At 63.5% G+C, this 19,532-nt stretch carries 18 protein-coding genes; 9 read left to right on the plus strand and 9 right to left on the minus strand.

Annotation, left to right across the window (positions count from 1 at the left end):
- Positions 1-29: 29 nt before the first annotated feature.
- The 3 genes from ASE71_RS31265 (at position 30) to ASE71_RS31275 (ending at position 3,901) form a co-directional block, all read left to right on the plus strand.
- Positions 30-869, plus strand: coding sequence for an SDR family oxidoreductase (locus tag ASE71_RS31265; protein ID WP_060522319.1), 840 nt, complete (start codon positions 30-32; stop codon positions 867-869).
- A 97-nt stretch (positions 870-966) separates the two neighbouring features.
- On the plus strand, positions 967-2,559 hold the full coding sequence (locus ASE71_RS31270) for an LTA synthase family protein (protein WP_034797021.1): 1,593 nt from the start codon (positions 967-969) through the stop codon (positions 2,557-2,559).
- Positions 2,560-2,572: 13 nt separating this feature from the next.
- Complete coding sequence (locus ASE71_RS31275; protein ID WP_060522320.1) at positions 2,573-3,901, plus strand: capsule biosynthesis protein; 1,329 nt, start codon at positions 2,573-2,575, stop codon at positions 3,899-3,901.
- Between the two features lie 21 nt (positions 3,902-3,922).
- On the opposite strand, the gene ASE71_RS31280 is transcribed toward ASE71_RS31275, so the two are convergent.
- Positions 3,923-5,110 (minus strand): MFS transporter, encoded by a 1,188-nt coding sequence (locus tag ASE71_RS31280; protein WP_060522321.1) that lies wholly within the window; start codon positions 5,108-5,110, stop codon positions 3,923-3,925.
- Between ASE71_RS31280 and ASE71_RS31285 the strand changes: the two genes are divergently transcribed.
- On the plus strand, positions 5,100-5,537 hold the full coding sequence (locus ASE71_RS31285) for an Lrp/AsnC family transcriptional regulator (protein WP_060522322.1): 438 nt from the start codon (positions 5,100-5,102) through the stop codon (positions 5,535-5,537). The two genes, ASE71_RS31280 and ASE71_RS31285, sit on opposite strands and share 11 nt — an antisense overlap.
- A gap of 36 nt (positions 5,538-5,573) precedes the next feature.
- Here ASE71_RS31285 and ASE71_RS31290 read toward each other — a convergent pair whose 3' ends face one another.
- The 8 genes from ASE71_RS31290 to ASE71_RS31325 form a co-directional block, all read right to left on the minus strand.
- Complete coding sequence (locus ASE71_RS31290) at positions 5,574-6,584, minus strand: KpsF/GutQ family sugar-phosphate isomerase (RefSeq protein ID WP_060522323.1); 1,011 nt, start codon at positions 6,582-6,584, stop codon at positions 5,574-5,576.
- Between the two features lie 144 nt (positions 6,585-6,728).
- Positions 6,729-7,181: an RrF2 family transcriptional regulator gene (locus ASE71_RS31295; RefSeq protein WP_034797035.1), complete on the minus strand. Its 453-nt coding sequence runs from the start codon at positions 7,179-7,181 to the stop codon at positions 6,729-6,731.
- A 233-nt stretch (positions 7,182-7,414) separates the two neighbouring features.
- Positions 7,415-7,627, minus strand: coding sequence for a hypothetical protein (locus ASE71_RS31300; protein WP_034797039.1), 213 nt, complete (start codon positions 7,625-7,627; stop codon positions 7,415-7,417).
- Positions 7,628-8,140: 513 nt separating this feature from the next.
- A complete protein-coding gene (secD, locus tag ASE71_RS31305; protein WP_034797042.1) occupies positions 8,141-10,681 on the minus strand; it encodes a protein translocase subunit SecD in 2,541 nt (846 codons plus the stop codon).
- A 111-nt stretch (positions 10,682-10,792) separates the two neighbouring features.
- Positions 10,793-11,200 (minus strand): hypothetical protein, encoded by a 408-nt coding sequence (locus ASE71_RS37235; protein WP_034797046.1) that lies wholly within the window; start codon positions 11,198-11,200, stop codon positions 10,793-10,795.
- Positions 11,201-11,365: 165 nt separating this feature from the next.
- Positions 11,366-12,973: a 5-guanidino-2-oxopentanoate decarboxylase gene (locus ASE71_RS31315; protein WP_034797049.1), complete on the minus strand. Its 1,608-nt coding sequence runs from the start codon at positions 12,971-12,973 to the stop codon at positions 11,366-11,368.
- On the minus strand, positions 12,970-14,160 hold the full coding sequence (locus ASE71_RS31320) for a pyridoxal phosphate-dependent aminotransferase (RefSeq protein WP_060522324.1): 1,191 nt from the start codon (positions 14,158-14,160) through the stop codon (positions 12,970-12,972). Before ASE71_RS31320 ends, ASE71_RS31315 begins: the two co-directional genes overlap by 4 nt.
- Positions 14,161-14,177: 17 nt before the next feature.
- Entirely contained in the window at positions 14,178-14,801 is a 624-nt protein-coding gene (locus ASE71_RS31325) for a TetR/AcrR family transcriptional regulator (RefSeq protein ID WP_060522325.1), read from the minus strand.
- Between the two features lie 285 nt (positions 14,802-15,086).
- Between ASE71_RS31325 and ASE71_RS31330 the strand changes: the two genes are divergently transcribed.
- The 5 genes from ASE71_RS31330 (at position 15,087) to ASE71_RS31350 (ending at position 19,501) form a co-directional block, all read left to right on the plus strand.
- Positions 15,087-15,860 carry an ABC transporter ATP-binding protein gene (locus ASE71_RS31330; RefSeq protein ID WP_034797059.1) on the plus strand — a complete coding sequence of 258 codons (774 nt, stop codon included), beginning with the start codon at positions 15,087-15,089 and terminating at the stop codon, positions 15,858-15,860.
- Positions 15,861-15,896: 36 nt separating this feature from the next.
- Positions 15,897-16,679: a transporter substrate-binding domain-containing protein gene (locus ASE71_RS31335; protein ID WP_034797062.1), complete on the plus strand. Its 783-nt coding sequence runs from the start codon at positions 15,897-15,899 to the stop codon at positions 16,677-16,679.
- A 104-nt stretch (positions 16,680-16,783) separates the two neighbouring features.
- A complete protein-coding gene (locus ASE71_RS31340) occupies positions 16,784-17,509 on the plus strand; it encodes an ABC transporter permease (protein ID WP_060522368.1) in 726 nt (241 codons plus the stop codon).
- On the plus strand, positions 17,506-18,330 hold the full coding sequence (locus ASE71_RS31345; protein ID WP_060522326.1) for an ABC transporter permease: 825 nt from the start codon (positions 17,506-17,508) through the stop codon (positions 18,328-18,330). Before ASE71_RS31340 ends, ASE71_RS31345 begins: the two co-directional genes overlap by 4 nt.
- 1 nt (position 18,331) lies before the next feature.
- A complete protein-coding gene (locus ASE71_RS31350; protein ID WP_034797071.1) occupies positions 18,332-19,501 on the plus strand; it encodes a M20 aminoacylase family protein in 1,170 nt (389 codons plus the stop codon).
- The last annotated feature ends 31 nt before the right edge of the window (positions 19,502-19,532 follow it).

The raw sequence follows: 19,532 nt of genomic DNA on the forward strand, positions 1-19,532 counted from the left end.
TCTCCCGAACTCTGGAGCGGAATACCAGCATGGCGCATGTGATCATTACCGGTGGCTCGAGCGGTATCGGATTTGCGGCCGCATCGATCTACGCGGCGCGCGGGGCGCGCCTCTCGCTGATTGCCCGCTCCCGTGGCCTCCTGGAAGACGCGCAGGCAAAACTTATCGCATCCAGTGGGGCCAACGCCGACAGCATCCGGATCGAGGCCGCCGACGTCGCGGTGGAAAGCGATGTCGAAGCGGCCATCCGTCGGTGCGAACAGGCCTTCGGCCCTTGCGACATCCTGGTGGCATCGGCCGGCATCGTCGAACCCGGCCGGTTCGAGGAGCTCGACAGCGCCTCGTTCCGGCAGCAGATGGACACTAATTTCTCCGGCACGGTGCATGCTGTCCGGGCGGTCTATGACAGCATGAAGCGGCGCCGTCGGGGCCGGATCATGATGATCTCGTCCGGCGCAGGGCTACTCGGCATCTATGGCTATTCGGCCTATTGCGCCTCCAAGTTCGCCGTGCACGGCTTCGCCCAGGCGCTGCGTTCAGAAGCCCGTCCGCACGGCGTCAGTGTTTCCGTCTGTTTTCCGCCGGATACGGAAACGCCGCAGTTTCAGCGCGAGCTGGCGGCTCGCCCGCCGGAAGCCGCCACGATCATGGGCACGGTCCGGCCCTGGCCGGCCGAAGCGGTGGCCAAGCGGATCGTCAAGGGAACCGACCGCGGCCGGTTCGAAGTCTATTTCGGCACGACATTGTTTCTACTTGGACGCTTCGCTCCCGCCGTTCGTCCCCTGCTCAACTGGTGGTTCGACCGGGCGATTGTGCGGTGCGGCAACACGGCGACGCATAATCGTGGAGTGTCCGAGCACCGGACCTGACGGTGCTTGTACCTAGCATCGATAAGATCTAAGTGTCGGGCGGACGCTGTGCCGCATAAAGCGGCATCGGCCGGCATGAAGACATGAAGGTTTCCGCTTGGCGTTGCTTCCCTTTCAGCTGCACGACTACCCGATAACACTGACGCTTAGTTGTTATCTGCTGTCCTGCGCGGTGATCTTCTTCACCGACCGTTTCGCCCTGCCGAAGCGGGAGCGGCGCGCCAATCCTTCGCCTTTCGGACGCACGCAGGACGTGATCGACGTGCTTGCCCGCCTGCCTGTCATCGCTCTGGTCTTTGCCGGTTTCTTCGCCGGATCCTGGCGTCCGCTCTATGCGGCGGCGGGCACGATGAGCTTCTTCATCATCTTCACCGGCATTTCCCGCGCCAAGTTCAAGTTCATCCGTGAACCGCTGATCTTTTCCGACATCGCGCTGGTCGTCGACGTGTTCAAGTACAAGACGATCTTCTATGCGAGCTCGCTGAACGTCGTCTTCTGGACCGTCGCCTTCCTCTACGTCTTTGGCGTTTCCGGCCTCTACATGTATTTCGAGCCGGCGATTCTGCCGGACCGGGGCAAGGCCTTCTGGATCCTCGTGATGCTCGGCATCGCCTATGGTCCCTGGCTCCTGCTCTTCTACGGCCCGGTGAACCGCCCGACGGCCGCGCTGGTACAGCGGCTGCTCAAGGTCCTCGACGTCAAGATGAACACGGTGCGCTTCGGTACCTTCGGCTCGGTCGTCTTCCGTTTCATCATTTGGCTCGGTGTGCGTCGCGAAAAGATCGTCGCGGATCTCTCCAAGATCGTCCGGGCCGCCGTGCAGGATCTGATCGGTGACGACGGCTCGCCGCTGATCGTCGTCTGGCAATCGGAATCCTTCATCGACATGCGGCACTTCGGCGTCGATACGCTAAAACTGCCGACGCTCGACCGGCTGCGGCGCGAGGCGGTTCAGTGGGGCCGGCTCAGCAGCGTGTTCGAAGGCGGCTATACGCTGCGCACCGAATTCGCCGTGATCAGCGGCCTGGTGCCCGACGATATTCATGTCGACGCCAGCTATCCCTATCTGCGCGCATCGCACTATGCCGACGTCGTCTGGCCCGGAAAGTTGAAGCGTGCCGGCTGGAATACCCACTTCATCCATCCTTATGACCGGACCTTCTTCCTCAGGCACAAGGCGATGCCGCAGCTCGGCTTCTCCAAGCTGACGATGCTCGACGGTTTCGACCATCGCCCAGAGCGAGACGGACCCTACGTCTCCGACGAGAAGCTCGCGGCGAAGGTGATCGACGCAAGCGAGAAGCTGCCCGAAGACGAAAGCGGCTTCATCTTCGTCGCATCCATGGCCAATCACGGTCCATGGGAGCCGGGCCGCGTCGGCGACCTCACCAATCCCGTCGACATCTATCTGGCCATCCTCGAGCAGTCCGATGCGGCGCTCAACACATTGAGCGAACACCTCGACAAGCTCGACCGTCCGGTCTGGCTCGTCTTCTACGGCGATCACGCACCGCTGCTCAAATCCTTCGCCGACCCCTTCCCGGATCCGCGCACCGACTATCTGATCGTGCCGCTCGCCAAGGCGAAGCGGTCGTCCCATAAGCCGGCCGAACCGAGCAGCGTCGAGGCCTGGAACCTGATCGAGGCGCTTCTCAACCACGCGAACCTGAGAAAGGATACGCTGCGCTAGCGGCGGTCTGCGGATGGAGAACGCTTCGACGACATCGGCCGGTGGGGCCGCACGGCCGAGACAGCGGGTCTTCCTGTTCCTGCAGGGCCCCTCCTCGCCGATCTTCCGCAAGATCGCCGACCGGCTCGAAGCCCTTGGCCACCGCTGTCTCAGGATCAACCTGAACGTCGGCGACCAGATCTTCTGGCGCCGCAAGGGCGGCTTCAACTATCGCGGCACGGCGGCCGCCTGGCCCGGCTATCTCGAGGCATTCATCGCGGCCCACGGCGTCACGGATATGCTGTTTCTCGGCGAAGAGCGGCCCTACCACAGGGCGGCCACCGCCGTCGCCCGGCACGCCGGCGTCAGTGTCGCGATTATCGAAATGGGCTATCTGCGGCCGGACTGGCTGACGCTCGAGCGCAACGGCATGTCGTCGAACTCCCATTTTCCGAACGACGCCGGTCAGATCCTTTCGGCGGCGTCAAACCTGCCGGAGCCGGACTGGCGCAAGCGCTACAGCCAGACGTTCCTCGCCGATGCGAGCTACGATCTGCTCTACAATCTGCCGAACGTCTTTTTCTGGTTCCTGTTTCCGCACTACCGCCGTCACGGGATTTTCCATCCGCTCGCCGAATACGCCGGCTGGGTGCGCCGGCTGCTATCCGAAAAACGGCGCAGCGCGGAAGCGGTGGCGACCGTTACGAAGCTCCTTTCGGACGATGCCCCCTACTTCGTCTATCCGCTTCAGCTCGAAACCGACTTTCAGCTCAGGGCGCATTCGCCCTTCCACAGCCAGAAGGATGCAATCGCTGACGTCCTGACCTCGTTCGGCGCCTTTGCCGCGCCGAATGCACGCCTGGTCTTCAAGGTGCATCCGCTCGACAACGACCTGATCCCGTGGCGCAGCTTCATCGAGCAGCGAGCAGCGGCGCTTGGCTTGAGCGGGCGCGTCTTCTACCTGGACGGCGGAAATCTCGATACGCTTGGCGAGGCCAGCGCCGGCATGGTCACGGTGAATTCGACGGCCGGATTGCACGCCCTGAAGCAAGGGCGGCCGGTCAAAGTGCTCGGCACTGCCGTCTTCGATATTGCCGGTCTGACCGATCAGCAGCCACTCGACGGTTTCTGGCAGGCGCCCCAGGCGCCGGAGCCTGAACTTAGTGTCGCAATGTTCCGCCTGCTTGCCGCGTCGATCCAGGTGCGCGGCAACCTTTATTCCCGCGCCGGAACCGATGCCGGCGCGGAAGCGATTGCCCGGCGGCTGAACGAAAGCAGCCTCAACGAACCTGGCGCCTTTATTGACCCCGCGCCGCGCCAAAAGCCTGCGAAACGCGCGCCTTCCGCTTCCCGCCAAGGGTAGCCGTTTTCATATCGCGGGGACCTAGCGCGGCGCGAGCGCTGCGGCGATGGCGGCGACCAGCATCAGGCCGGTCGCGGCCAAGGGCAGCGCGGAAAAACCGGCCCCGCCATAAACCACGCCGAAACCAAGCGTTCCCAAAAAGAGCGACAGATAGGTGACGCCGCTGTTCAGCCCCATGATCGCGCCACGCCTTGTGGGATCGAGCGCCGTCAGCCGCATGATCAGCACGTTGAGACCGAAATGGTTGGCAAGGCCCCAGAAAAAGACGACGACCAGCATGGCCGTGTAGGAGCTACTCACGGCGGCCATCGCCGCATAGACGCCGGCGACGACGAGAAAAATCAGAGGCAGCAACCTGCCAGCGCCGAAGCGGTCGATCAGCCGGTCGAGTAGTGCCGCCGCACCGAAGCCGAAGCCGTAGGAAACGGCCACGAGGCCATTGGCGCTGAGGGGCAACCCGAGCGCTGCGTGCAGGTGTTCGCCGATATAGGCATAAACGCCGTAGAAGGCGGCCATGAAGGCGGCACAGGCCGTCAACAGCGGTCCGGCGCCGCGCACGCCAAGCGCCGCGAGCGGCGACGTCGTCTTGCCGGCCAGTCCTTCCCGCACCGGCGCGAGCCTGACGGCAGCGCAAGCAACCAGTGTGGCTACGGCTACGACGAAGTAAACGGCGCGCCATCCTCCGAAGTCAGCAATCGCTGCCGATAGTGGCACGCCGGCCACCATGCTGAGCGTCCAGCCGGTCAGCACCAGGCCGATCGTCTCGCTCTCCCGTCCGGCCGGCGCGATGACCGAGGCCAGCGTGTAGATCGACGGAAGCGCAATGCCGGTGGCGACGCCGACAACGAGTTGGGCGGCGACCAGGAACGCCAGCATGGGCGCAAGCGCGCTACCGGTGAGCCCGGCGGCCAGAAGCAACAGCGCGGCAGCCAGAATGCGATGGGGGCCGTACCCGTCGATGAAGCGGCCAAGGAAGATGGCGCTGACGGCCGTGCCCAGTCCGAAGGCGGCCGAAGCGACCATTACCGATGGAACATCCGTGCCGAGGCTCCGCGCCACCTCCGGCGCGATTGGTCCGAGCGCCAGCGAGTTGGAGCCGATGACGCCGATGCAGACGGTCAGGACATAGGCGAAAGGCGGGATGCGCGCCCTGTCGATCGAGGTCCTGTCGATCGAATCTGGCGAAATTTGTTGATTGATGTTCGTCATTCCTTCAAGCTATGCCGAGCTTGGCGAACGCGTCGGACTTTCGCCGCCGGCGGCGCATGAACGGGTGAAGCGGCTCCGGCGTTCGGGCGCGATCCGCCGCGTGTCGGCGCTCATCGATCCGGACGCGGTCGGAAAGACGCTGCTTGCCTTCGTCCATGTCGACACGACCGGCTGGGGCAAGACGCAGGCGCTGCTTGCGATCGAGGAATGCCCTGAAGTGGAAGAGATCCACTCGGTCGCCGGCGACACCTGCATGCTGCTCAAGGTGCGCACAGAAAGCACGCATGCGCTCGAAGGGCTTCTGGCGCGGCTCTACGACACGCCCGGCGTCAAGGCGACGCGCAGCTATGTGGTGCTTTCCACCTATCTGGAACGGCCGGTGCAGCCGGGCACGACGAGCGACTGGCCCGCCGTGGTGAAGGGGTAGGCTGCTCTCGCCAGGCGGAGGGCCGCCTTGGCAGTCTCAGACGACGCCGGCGCGCAGCAGGTCGTGAATATGCAGGATGCTGACCGGCGCCCCGCCGTCGTCGACGACGAAGAGCACGGTCACCTTATGCTGCTGCATGAATTCCATGGCGCCGCTTGCAAGCACGTCGCCGCGGATCACGCGCGGATTGCGCGACATCACCGCCTCGACCGGTTGCAGCAGCAGGTCGCCGGACATGTGACGACGCAGGTCGCCGTCGGTGATCACGCCGGCCAGCTTGCCGCCATCGTCGACGATGCCGACGACACCGAAACCCTTGGACGACATCTCGATCAGCGCCTCGCTCATCGGGCGTCCGACGCTGAGAAGCGGCATCTGGGCGCCGTCATGCGCCAGCTCGCGAACAAGCCGCAACTGCGCGCCGAGCTTGCCGCCCGGATGAAAAGTCTTGAAATCCTCGGCCGAAAAGCCGCGCCGCTCCAAAAGCGCGATGGCGAGCGCGTCGCCGATGGCGAGTTGCAGCATGGCCGAGGTCGTCGGCGCGAGGCCGTGCGGACAGGCTTCCTGAACCTTCGGCAAGACGATCGGCACTTCGGAGTTGCGGGCAAGCACGCTGTCGCGGTTGGCGCAGATCGAGACGATCGGCACGTTGAAGCGCTTGGCATAGGTGAGCATGTTGGCAAGCTCGGCCGTCTCGCCCGACCAGGAGAGCAGGATCAGCACGTCCTGCGAGGTGACCATGCCGAGGTCGCCATGGCTCGCTTCGGTCGGGTGCACGAAGTAGGCGGATGTTCCGGTCGATGCCAGCGTGGCTGCAATCTTGCGGCCGATATGGCCGCTCTTGCCGACGCCGGAGACGACGACGCGCCCCTGGCTTTCGCCGATCAGTTCGACGGCTTCGACGACGCTGCGCGCAAAAACTTCGTCAGCGCCAAATTGGTCCGCCAGCGCCTTGATGCCGGCCATCGCGGTCGTCAGCGTCCGGCCGATCGACTCCAAAGCCGCAAGTGCAGTGCGATCATCCGCCGATGCATGTCTCAAACCCATGATGACCCCAATTCTGCGAAGACTTAAGCAACAGGCACGAATTTGCCCGCCAGACCATTGACGGCAGATAAGCGCTTTTTCTTGGCAAACCAAGTCTTGGAAGCAGAGTTCGGGGGAAAACTGGCGTGAACCGCGGCGTTTTCGTCAGCCGGCGCGCTTTTCTTCCATTTCCAGCGGCATCGACTTGTCGGCCGCGAATTCTTCGAGCGTCATCGAATCAAGAATGGCGGCAACGGCATCACGGACCGTCGTCATCGACACCCGCACCTGACAGGTCTCGGGATCGTTACAATCTTCGCAGACCTCGTAGGCCGTGCGGCTCGCACAGCGGATCGGCGCAAGCGGCCCGTCCAGCGTGCGGATCACGTGACCGATACGGATTTCCGAAGCGGGCCGCGAGAGCGAGTAGCCGCCGCCAGGCCCCTTTTTCGAGCGCAGCATGCCGGCGTTGCGCAGCTCAAGCAGGATCGTGTCCAGGAACTTCTTCGGGATATTGTTGCGCTGCGCGATCTCGGTAATGAAGGCAGTTTCCCCCGGCTCCAGCCGAGCAAGATCGACCAAGGCCTTCAGTCCGTACTTTCCCTTCTTCGTCAGCATTCCGGCACGCTTTCCCTGCGGCGGCACCCCAGAAAACGGGAATCATCCGCGCAAATGCAAATATATATTGGCATAGCACAAGAAACGTACTGCCAACATATAATTATAGTGGGGAATTGACCGATGTCGCGGGCAATTGCGTGCAGCCGATGCGGCAAGATTTGCGGATGTCTTCGCGGTGGATGCGGGAGAAAAGCCGAAACCGGCTTTTCTCATCCGCATCAACTGCGGCTTCAGGCAGCGGCGCTGTGGTTCTGCCGCTTGGCCTGGACGGCCTGGTGGGCCAACAGCTGCCGGATTGCGGCGCGCGCTTCATCGGCCGAGCCGAAGCGCTTCGCGTCCAGGTCCCAGACGTGATACTTCACCGCCAGGAACTTGAAGCGATCTTCATCCGGGACAACAACGCCGACGGCTTCGCCGCCAAATTCGATAACCTGCTTGCTCATACAAATAACGCTCCATCCACGCTGTCGGCGCGGAAACTTTCAATTTCGGCAAAAGATAAAGTTCGAGGGGTTCGAAGGTCACATTCGGCAAAGATTGCGAATGAGCCATTTTTTCTCTGTTGCGCGACAAAGGAGACGCGTGCCGAAGAAGGCGGCGGTCGAGACGGTTTCGGACATGTCACACTCCTTTGGCTGGCCCGGCATCAGCAATGCCGGAGCGTTCGATGAACAACCGTGAGGCGGACTCCCCGCGTTCACGTAATGGCAAACTAGAATAATCTACCAATTCCGTCAATTAAAAAGATGAAGACGCAGAAAAAATTTCTTCACCCTTTAAATTCAAGGGGCGATGTACGCAAAATCCATCCACCCGTTCCGGACCCGGAGACCTACGCTATTTAGGAAGCGAAGAATCAGTCTGCAAGGCACGGGTGGATAAAGACAGCACATTCGGACAAAAAAGGGGCGGCCCGTCGGGCCGCCCCTTCACGTTTTGTGTTCCAGTGCCGGATGTCAGGCAGCAGGCGTGCCCGCCTGCGGCGTGGTTGTGCCACCGCGGGATGCTTCGCGATCCTTCCACCAGCGATTGAGGAACAGCAGGATCGGGCCGCCGATATAGATCGACGAGGTCGTTGCCACGATCACGCCGAAGATCATCGGCCAGGCGAAGCTCTTGACGGCATCGCCGCCCCAGATCGCCATCGGCACCAGCGAGAAGGCCGTGGCCATCGAGGTGAAGATGCATCGTGCGATCACCTGGTTGATGCTCATGTCGATGAGATCCGAGAACGGCATCGACTTGTACTTCCTGAGGTTCTCGCGCATGCGGTCATAAACCACGACCTTGTCGTTGACCGAGTAGCCGATCATCGTCAGGAGCGCGGCGATGGCCGTCAGGTTGAAGTCGATGCCTGTCAGCGCAAAGAAGCCGATCGTCTTGGTGATGTCGAGCAAGAGGACCGCGATCGCGCCGACGGCGAAGTGCCATTCGAAGCGGAACCAGATGTAAAGCAGGATCGCCACCATCGCGAGACCGACAGCGAGGAAGCCCGAACGGGCAAGCTCGGTGCTGACGGTCGGGCCGACGACTTCGGTGCGCTCGAAGCTCGCATCCGGGATCGTCTGGACGACGGCATCCTTGATGCGGTTGAGCGCTGCCGTCTGTTCCTGCTCGCCGCCCGGCTGGCGCTGGACGCGGATCAGGACCGATTTGTCCTGGCCGAATTCCTGCAGCGCCACTTCGCCGATGTTGAGCGCTTCGAGATTGTGGCGAAGCGTCGGAAGGTCGAGCGTGTTCTTCGAGGTGGTTTCGACCTGGATACCGCCGACGAAGTCGATGCCGTAGTTGAGGCCGGGCGTGAAGAACAGCACCACCGAGCTGACCGACAGGAAGGCGGACATGCCGATGGCGACGAAGCGGCCCTTCATGAAGGAGAAGGACGGAAGCTTCGGAACCTTGCCGAACAGCGACGGGATCTCGAGCTTCTTCATCTTCCGGCGGACGACGACCTCACGCATCATCAGGCGAACGACGGTGATCGAGGTGAACATCGAGATGATGATGCCGAGCATCATGGTGACGGCAAATCCCTTGACCGGGCCGGAGCCGAAGGCGAACAAGAGCACGGTGCCCGAAAGCGTCGTGACGTTACTATCGATGATGGTCGCGTAGGCCTTGTTGAAGCCGATATCGAGCGCCTTCATCGCGCCGGCACCCGCTTCCGTTTCTTCACGGATACGCGCGTTGATCAGGATGTTGGCGTCCACCGCCATGCCGATGCCGAGAATGATACCGGCTATACCCGGCAAGGTCAGCGTCGAGCCGAGCATGGCGAGAAGCGCGATGGTCAGGATCGTGTGCAGCACCAGGCCGACATTGGCGATCATGCCCCAGGCGCCGTAGAGCACGACCATGAGGGTGACGACGAGCGCGAAGCCGGCAAGACCGGTGTAGATGCCCATGCGGATCGAGTCGGAACCGAGGTTCGGGCCGACGGAGCGTTCCTCGATAACGGTGAGCGGTGCCGGAAGCGCGCCGGAGCGCAGCAGCGCCGACAGAACGGTCGCTTCCTGTGCGGTGAAGTTGCCGCTGATCTGGCCGTTGCCGCCGATGATCGGCTCGCGGATAACAGGAGCCGTCAGGACCTTGCCGTCAAGAACGATCGCGAAGGGCCGGCCGACGGCAGCCTGGGTGATTTCCGCGAACTGGCGGGCACCGAGCGTGTCGAAGGTGAAGGACACGATCGGTTCGTTGGTGCGCTGGTCGAAGCCGGCCTTGGCATCGGCCAGGCGCTCGCCCGAAATCGCGACGCGGCTTTCGACCGCATATTTGTTGTTGTCGTGGGCGCCCGGCAGAATGTCGACGCCGCGCGGCGCCGGCTGGTTGGGATCCACGGTCTGGTCCACCATGTGGAAGCTCATCTGCGCGGTCGAGCCCAAGAGCTGGCGCAGTGCCGTCGGATCCTCGAGGCCCGGAAGCTGGACGAGAATGCGGTCGGAACCGACACGCTGGATCAGCGGCTCGGCAACGCCGACGGTGTCGACGCGCTGGCGGATGATCTCGAGGCTCTGTTCGACGGCCTTGGTGGTGCGGTCGGCAAGGCCGGCCTCTGTCATCGCGATGTTGATGCTGTCGCCGTTCTCGGTCACCTCGATATCGGAAGCCGCGCCGCCGAAACCAAGCGTGCCGACAGGGGCCGCCAGCTCTTTCAGCTTCGGCAGAACCTTTTCGCGGTCGGCCGGATCTTCGATCTTCACGGTAACGGTATCGCCGGCGATGCGGGCCGAGGAGGCCGAGATGCGCTCGGCGCGGAGCGCCCGGCGCGTATCGTCAAGCAGGGTTTCGAGCCGAGCTTTGCGAAGGCCGGCAGCATCGACTTCGAGCACGAGGTGCGAGCCGCCCTTGAGGTCGAGGCCGAGGGTTACCGGCTTGACCGGCAGCCAGCCTGCAAATTGTTCACGTTGTGCCGGCGTCAGCACGTTCGGAAGCGCCGCGATACATCCGAAGATGATCACGACGACATAGACGAGAATCGCCCATTTCGATGTACGCATGTTGTGGTTCCAGAAGAGCCTGCGCGGGCACGGGGCGCGTCGTCAGGGCTTGTTTCATAAAGGGCAGAGCTGCAGCCGAAGCCGCCAGCCAGCCAAAATCCGCGTTGTGGATCAGGCGCCGGGAGGCGCGCGAATATGGGGGCCAGGGTTCGAGGCCCCGCCAAGATACGCAGCGAACTCGCGGAAAATCCGCCCGTCCGACGAACGGGGAAGTTCGAGTTCGAGCGATGCCGGCAAGAGCGCCGGCAAGCCATCATCGGCCGCGGACTTGGCGTCCTTGCGCTCGGCCGTAAACCGAAGGTCTGAAAGCGGTGTCGCCCGCGAGAGTTGCCGGGCGGCGGGACGGTCAGTCGAACCGGTGTCGGTGACGTTGCCGGCCTGGGCACCGGAGGCCGAACGGGACGGGATGCTCTGTCCGACCGAGATGACCTGCATTGCGAAGGAGGCGCAGAACAGCCACAGCACAGCGAGAAGCCGGCCGGCCTGTATGTTCTTGCTGCCACCACCCATGCGGTCCATCGAGGACGCGGTCCCTTTCCCTGGCGATTGCACGCCAGCGAGACGAAAATTGAGCCCGAATGCCCGACCTTACCTAGAGAACGTGGCCGGAATCGAGCATGGGCGCCTTTAACACCATTCCGGGCCGGAAAAGTCAAATCCGGCCCGTTTCGTGGTTGTCGTTGCTCAGGCCGTGATGCCGCTCGTTCGCCGCTCGTGGATCTCGATAAGCGACGGTCCCTTGCGCTTCGCCGCCTCGGCGAGCGCCTGTGAGAGATCGGCGACGGAAGCAAGCCGCCGTCCCTCGACGCCATAGGCCTTCGCCGCCATCAGGAAGTCCGGCGCCGAAGGCTTGACGCCCTCCGGCGTAACGCCGGCATCGACCATGTAGCTTTCGATTTCCTGGTAGCCGTCATTGTTCCAGACGAGGAAGATGACCTGCGCCTGCGCATCGACGGCAGACCCGATTTCAGCGAGCGAAAACTGGAAGCCACCGTCGCCGACGAGACAGACGACCGGCCGAGACGGATCGGCGACGGCTGCACCGACGGCTGCTGGCGGCGCATAGCCCAGAGAACCGTAACCGGTCGCCGAATTGAACCAGCTACGCTGCCGCGGTGCATCACAGTAGAGGTTGCCGGCATAGACGGCCTGGGTCGAGTCGCCGACGACGGTGCAATCCGGCAGAGACTTGTAGATGGTGTCGATGATGCCGATCTCGGCCCGCATCTTCGGCGTCAGTTCCTTCAGCGCCGCCCTCCGCGCCGTTTCGGCCCGTCCCGCTCCATCCTTCGCAGCATGACCGGGGAGAAAGGCGAGGATGCCCGCCGTCGCCGCCTTGGCGCCGGAGAGGATGGAGAGCGCCGCATGCGGCCCGCGCGCGAGCTGCGCCGCATCGATGTCGGTGCGGATCAGGTTGCGCAGGGCCGGAAAGCCGCCATCGGCATACATGTCGTAGTCGGTCTGGCCCATTTCGGTGCCGAGCGCCAGCACCAGGTCGGCCTCCTTCAGCAGCGACCGCACCGCCTTCAGGCTGGGGCTCGCAGGAACCCTCAAGGGACTGCCCGAGAACATGCCGCGAGCATTGACAGTGGTGACGACGGGCGCACCGATCTTTTCGGCAAGCTCCGCAACTTCCGCCTCCGCCGTCAGCGCGCCGCCGCCGCAGATGATGACCGGACGCGAGGCGTCGGCGCAGAGGATCGCCGCGCGCTGCAGCGTCTCGCTGTCGGAGCGCGGCCGGGTGGCCGTTGCCGGCCGCAGCGCCTGCGGCGTGATCTTCGCCGACATCACGTCGGTCGGGATCTCGATATGCACCGGTCCCGGCCGACCGGAGACGAGCACCGAGAAGGCGCGGTCGACGACGAAAGGCAGGTCTTCCGGATTGAGGAGCGTGTGCGAATAGAGCGCCAGCGTCTTCATCATGCCGTGCTGGTCGGGCAGCTCGTGCAGCAGGCCGCGCCCATGGCCGAGCGAATCGCGGCGATTGACGCCTGAAATCACCAGCATCGGGATCGAATCCTGGCGCGCCTGCGCCATCGCCGTGATGGTGTTCGTGAGGCCGGGCCCGGTGATGACGAGGGCAACGCCCGGCTTGCCGCTGACGCGGGCATAGCCGTCGGCCATGAAGCCGGCGCCCTGTTCATGCCGTGGCGTCACGTGGCGGATCTTGGATGCCGCGAGGCCCCGGTAGAGCTCGACCGTGTGCACGCCGGGAATACCGAAAACCACCTCGACGCCATTGGCCTCGAGCAGGTCGACCAGGACTTCTCCAACCGTTCTTTCCATGGTCATGCGCGGCGCTCCTTGCGCAGACTGGCCCGCTCGGCAAGTGCGGAGATGCGGCGGCAGGCCTCGTCGATGGCACCATCGGGCACGGTCAGGCTGACGCGCAGATAGTTCTGTGCTTCATCGCCAAAGGACGATCCGGGCATGACGGCAACCCCCTCTTCTTCAAGCAGCGCCCAGGCAAATGCATCGCCGTCGAGACCGGTTCCGGAAACATCAATCAAGATGAACATGCCGGCTTCCGGCGCGAACACCTCGATGCCGGGCGCCCCGGCAAGGCCGGCGACGATCTGCGCGGCGCGCGACTTGTAGGACAAGCGCATCCGGCGCGCCGTATCGATGTCATGCGTCAGGGCATAGGCGGTCATGTCGGCGATGAAGGGCTGCGTGCCGAAAAGCATCGTTTCGGAGACCGGCAGCAGCCGCTCGGTGAACTCGACCGGGCCGACCGCCCAGCCGCTGCGGAAGCCGGGTGCGGCGTGCGATTTGGAGATCGACGAGACGACGATCGTGCGTTCGGCGAGATCCGAATTGTCGAAGGGCGAGGCAAAGACGGCGTCGAACACCAGCTCCTCATAGACCTCGTCGCAGACGATCCAGAGATCGTGACGGCGCGCGACCTCGCCGATCGCGGCAATTTCTTCCGCCGTCAGCACGGCGCCGGTCGGATTGTGTGGCGTATTCAGCAGCAGCACGCGGCTCTCCGGCGTGATCGCCGTTTCGAGATCTTCGGCCTGCATGTGGAAGCCGAATTCCGGCTTCAGCGGCACCAGCACCGGATGCGCACCGGTCGAGCGGATCACACCTTCATAGGTCGCATAGAGCGGATCGCCGACGAGAACGGCATCGCCGGCCTCCGCCAACCCGAGAATCACGGCGAAGAGCGCCGTCTGCGTGCCGGGGAAGCAGAGCACGTTCTCGTTCGTCACATCGGCACGGCGACGACGGTATTTCTCCGCGACGGCCGCCACGACCGTCGGTTCACCGCGGCCGTTGGAATAGCGGTAACGCCCCGCATTCATCGCGCGCTGGCATTCATCGAGCAGGGCGCGCTCCGGCGGAAGATCCGGTTCGCCGATCGTCAGTTCGATGATGTCGGCACCACTCGCCTTCAATTGGCGGGCACGGATATGCAGCGACCATTTGCCCGAACCAAGATCGGCAAGACGTTCGGTGATGGACGCGTAGCGCATGGTGCTTTCTCCCGTTTTCATTGTTTTGCAGTTCCGATCTTCGTGCCGAGCAGCGCTTCGACCGAAGACATGGCGATGGCGACGAGCTCGCCTTCGCGAAAGAGATCGCCGGCAAGGCAGCCCTCGACCCAGAGGCCGTCGACCAACCCGTTGATGGCGATGGCGAAGGCCCGGCAGGTTTCGGCGTCGGCCGGCTTGCCTTTGGTCGCGAGGAAGTCTGCGAGCAGTTCCTGCAGCGAATTGCGAAAGGCGAGATAACCTTCGCGGTGGATCGCCGACAGCACCGGATCGACCCGGACCTGGCTGATGAAGGCGGCCCAGAGCGAGATGCTGCGGCTGTCTGCCACCGGCTCGGTGAGGTTGATGGCGATGAAATCCCGGAGCCGGGTTTCCGGATCGCCCTCGACCTTGCTCGCCTTTTCGGTGAGCGAGGCGATGACGGCGCGATAGGCCTCGGCAACCATCTGGTCCTTCGATTCGAAGTAGTGGCGCACCAGCCCGGCGGTCACCCCGGCGCGGATCGCGATCTGCCGTACGGTTGCGCCCTTCAGCCCGAATTCCGAGATGCAGTCGAGCGTCGCTTCGATCAATTCCTGGCGGCGCTCGCCTTCCGGCGCGCGGTGAAAACTGCGTCTGTTCATGCGGCACTCTGCTCTTGAACCGGCCCAAAATGCTGTTCAGGCGCGGTCGGCAAAGGCTTCGGCCAGAACGGCGGCATGGGCGGCTCCTTCGGGAAATCGAACGATCGGCGGGCGTCAAAAAATCGACGACGTCTATTATTATACGCTTGAACAATAGCGGCACAAGTGCAACCATGCCGGCCAACAAAAACCCGTGACAGGCCAAAGATGCCGCACGGAAGACGACAGGGGAACTGTTTCGATGCTGACAGAAAAAGCTCGCAGAGCCATGGGAGCGGCGCGCCGATGACGGATGCGGCCCAGGCAATCGCGGTCACTGACCTGCACAAGCGTTTCGGGCCATTGGAAGTGCTGAAGGGAGTTTCGCTCACAGCGAAGCAGGGCGACGTGATCGCCATCATCGGCGGCAGCGGTTCCGGCAAATCCACTTTCCTTCGCTGCATCAACCTCCTCGAACTCCCCTCCGCCGGTAGCGTCAGCGTGCATGGCGAAAAGATCCGGATGAAATCCGACGGTCGCGGCGGCCTGGTGCCGGAGGACCGCAAACAGGTCCAGCGCATCCGCAGCCAGCTCGGCATGGTGTTCCAGAGCTTCAACCTCTGGCAGCACATGACCATCCTTGAAAACGTCATCGAAGCGCCGATCCATGTGCTCGGCAAGCCGAAGGCGGAAGCGGTCGCCACCGCCGAAACCCTGCTGAAACGCGTCGGTCTCTACGAGAAACGCGACGCCTACCCGGCCTTCCTTTCCGGCGGCCAGCAGCAACGCGCCGCGATCGCCCGAGCGCTTGCCATCCAGCCGCTCGTCATGCTCTTCGACGAGCCGACCTCGGCACTCGATCCCGAACTCGTCGGCGAAGTTCTCACTGTCATCGGGGACCTCGCGCGCGAAAAGCGCACGATGATCCTCGTCACCCACGAGATGAAGTTTGCGCGCGACGTCGCCAACCACATCGTCTTCCTCCACAACGGCGTGATCGAAGAACAGGGCCCGCCTGAGGCCATCTTCGGCGCACCGAAATCGGAAAGGCTCAAGAAGTTCATCAGTTCCATTCACTGAATTCCTGAATGCTAAACAACCAAAAAGGGGAACAGCATGAAGAAGGCATTGAAAGTCCTGGCCGTTGCGGCGGCGATCGCCGTGAGCGGCGGCGTCGCGGCGTCGGCGGAAGCGCTGAAGGTCGGCGTCGCAGCGGAGCCCTATCCGCCGTTCACAGCGCCTGACGCCAGCGGCAAATGGGAAGGCTGGGAAGTCGAGTTCATGAACGCAATGTGCGCCGAGGCCAAGCTCGAATGCGTGCTGACGCCGGTTGCCTGGGACGGCATCATTCCGGCACTGACGTCGAAGAAGATCGACATGATCATCAGTTCGATGTCGATCACCGATGAGCGCCTGAAGACCATCGATTTCTCCGACAAGTACTACAACACCCCGACCGGCATCATCGGCACCAAGGGCGTCGAGATGAACTCCTCGCCGGAAGGGCTGAAGGGCAAGACGCTCGGCGTCCAGGTCTCGACGGTCCACCAGGCCTATGCCGCCAAGCACTTCGCGCCGGCGGGCGTCGAGGTCAAGGAATACCAGACGCAGGACGAGGCCAACAACGACCTCGCTGCCGGCCGCCTCGATGCGGTGCAGGCGGATGCCATCGCGCTCAAGGCGTTTCTGGCGACCGACCAGGGCAAGGAATGCTGTGAATACAAGGGCGACGTTGCCGAAGACGTCGCCGTGATCGGCCCGGGTGTCGGCGTCGGCCTGCGCAAGGGCGAAACCGAGCTCAAGGACAAGATCAACGCCGCCATCAAGGCGATCCGCGACAACGGCACCTACGATACGTTCTCGAAGAAGTACTTCGACTTCGACATCTACGGCGGATAAGGCGCGATCGGCCGGCGATCGAACCGTCGCAGCGCTTGTCGCGTCTGACAAAGACCGCAGCGCTGCAGCGATCGCCGGCCGGCGCCATCGGAGCTCGACGACGCATGGCTGCGGATTCCCTCATCAATTGGGGCCTGCTCTCGCTTTCAGCACCCGGCTGGGGCGGCGTATTGCTGCAAGGCTTTTTCAATTCCATCCAGATCGCCGTCGGCGGCTTCACGCTCGGCCTGGCGCTCGGCATCGGCGGTGCATTCGGCAAGCTCTATGGCGGCCCAGTTCTGCGCGATCTGCTCGAATGCTACACCACGGTCGTGCGTGCAGTGCCCGAGTTGGTGCTGATCCTCCTGCTCTATTATGCCGGCACCGACCTGCTCAATCAGGTTCTGGAGTTGTTTTCGGTTGGCCCGGTCGACATCAGCGGCCTGATGGCCGGCATCTTCGTCATCGGCGTCGTCCAGGGTGCCTATTCGACCGAAGTGTTGCGCGGCGCGATCAAGGCGGTGCCCGCCGGGCAGATCGAGGCGGCGCGCGCCTATGGCATGTCGCCGGCCATGGTTCTGCGCCGCATCACCCTGCCGGCGATGTTGCCCTATGCCATTCCCGGCCTCTCCAATCTCTGGCTGATCGCCACCAAGGACACGGCCCTTCTCGCCGTCGTCGGCTTCAGCGAGTTGACGCTGGTCACCCGCCAGGCGGCCGGCACGACCAAGGCCTATCTCCTGTTCTTCCTGGCGGCTGGCGCGCTCTACCTGGCGCTGACGCTCATCTCCAACGTCTTCATCGGCATGCTCGAACGCCATGCCCGACGCGGTTTTGCGGAGAGCCGATGACCGACGAAACCACCCACGCCGTTGCGTTTACGCCCGAAGACCTGCCGACGGCGAAGAGCTTCTTCCTGCCGCACCGCATCCTCATGATGCTGGTCTTTGCCGCCTTCGTCGTCGCCGTCGCCGTCTTCATGCGCTGGGACTGGCTGCCGCGCTACCTGCCACGGCTTGGCTGGGGCATCCTCGTCAGCCTGATAATGCTCTTCAGCACCGCCATCCTCGGCTTCCTGCTGGCGGTGCCGATCGGCCTCGTGCAGGTCACCGGCCCCTGGTTCCTGAAACTGCCGGCCAAGGTGTTTTGTACCGTGATCCGCGGCACGCCGCTGCTGTTGCAGCTCTGGCTGCTCTATTACGGTCTCGGCTCGCTGTTCCCGCAATTTCCGGCGATCCGCCAGTCCTTCCTCTGGCCTTACCTGCGCGAAGCGTGGCCCTATGGCGTGGCGGCGTTGACCATTTCGTTTGCGGCCTATGAGGGCGAAGTCATGCGCGGCGCTTTTGCCGGCGTTCCGAACGGCGAGCTTGAGGCGGCGAAGGCCTATGGCATGGGCCGCTGGACGATGTTCCGCCGCATCTGGCTGCCGCGCGCCATCCATCGGGCTCTGCCAACGCTCAACGGCGAAACGGTGCTGCAGCTGAAATCGACGCCACTTGTCGCGACCGTGACCGTCGTCGACGTCTATGCGGTCATCTCCAAGGTGCGGCAGGAAACCTTCCTCACCTACGAGCCGCTGCTTTTGCTCGCGCTCATCTACATGTGCCTCACCGGAATTCTGGTGGTGGCCTTCCGCACCTTCGAAAATCGCATACCAACCCGCGGTGCCTGACATGAAGCTTTCCCCCTCGATCACCAACGCCATGCCGGAACTCGTCGCCATTCGCCACGACCTGCATGCGCATCCGGAACTCGGACTGGAGGAGACGCGTACTTCCGCCTTCATTGCGAAACACCTGGAGAGTCTCGGCTACGAGGTGACGACGGGGCTTGCGAAAACCGGTGTCGTCGGCACGCTCAGGAACGGCAACGGCAAGCGCTCGATCGGCATCCGCGCCGACATCGATGCGCTGCCGATCCTGGAAGAAACCGGGCTGGACTATGCCAGCAAGACCTCGGGCCTCATGCATGCCTGCGGCCACGATGGCCACACGACGATGCTGCTGGGTGCTGCCCGCGCGCTTGCCGAGCGGCGCAATTTCGACGGCACGATCCACCTGATCTTCCAGCCGGCCGAGGAGAATTTCGGCGGCGCCAAGATCATGATGGACGAGGGCCTGTTCGATCAGTTTCCCTGCGACGCCGTCTTCGCGCTTCACAACGAGCCGGGTCTGCCTTTCGGCCAGTTCGCCCTTAGAGAAGGCCCGATCATGGCCGCCGTCGACGAGGCGCGCATCACCGTGCATGGACGCGGCGGGCATGGCGCGGAGCCGCAGGAAACAGCAGATCCCATCGTCTGCGGCGCCTCGATCGTCATGGCGCTGCAATCGATCGTCTCGCGCAACATCCATCCGATGGATCCGACTGTGGTCACCGTCGGCGCCTTCCATGCGGGCTCGGCCAGCAACATCATTCCCGAACGCGCCGAGATCGTCGTCGGTATCCGCTCATTCGAGCCCGATGTGCGCGACGAACTCGAACGCCGCATCCGCATGATCGCCGAGGCGCAGGCGACGAGCTTCGGCATGCGCGCGACCGTCGACTACCAGCGCAGCTACGATGCGACGATCAACCACAAGGCCGAGACGGACTTCGTCCGCGATCTCGCGGTCCGCTTCGCCGGCGCCGACAAGGTGGTCGATCTCGCCCGCCCCTTCATGGGCAGCGAGGATTTCGCCTATATGCTGAAGGAGCGGCCGGGGACCTACTTCTTCCTCGGCTCGAAGGTCAGCGACGACGACAGGCCGCTGCATCACCCCGGCTACAACTTCAACGACGACCTGCTGCCGATCGGCGCGGCTTTCTGGACGGAGTTGGCCGAGGCCTATCTCGCGCGCCGCTGATATCCCGCTCACCTTTCGCCAATATGCCGCA

This window comes from Ensifer sp. Root954, assembly GCF_001429005.1.
Taxonomy (GTDB): domain Bacteria; phylum Pseudomonadota; class Alphaproteobacteria; order Rhizobiales; family Rhizobiaceae; genus Ensifer; species Ensifer adhaerens.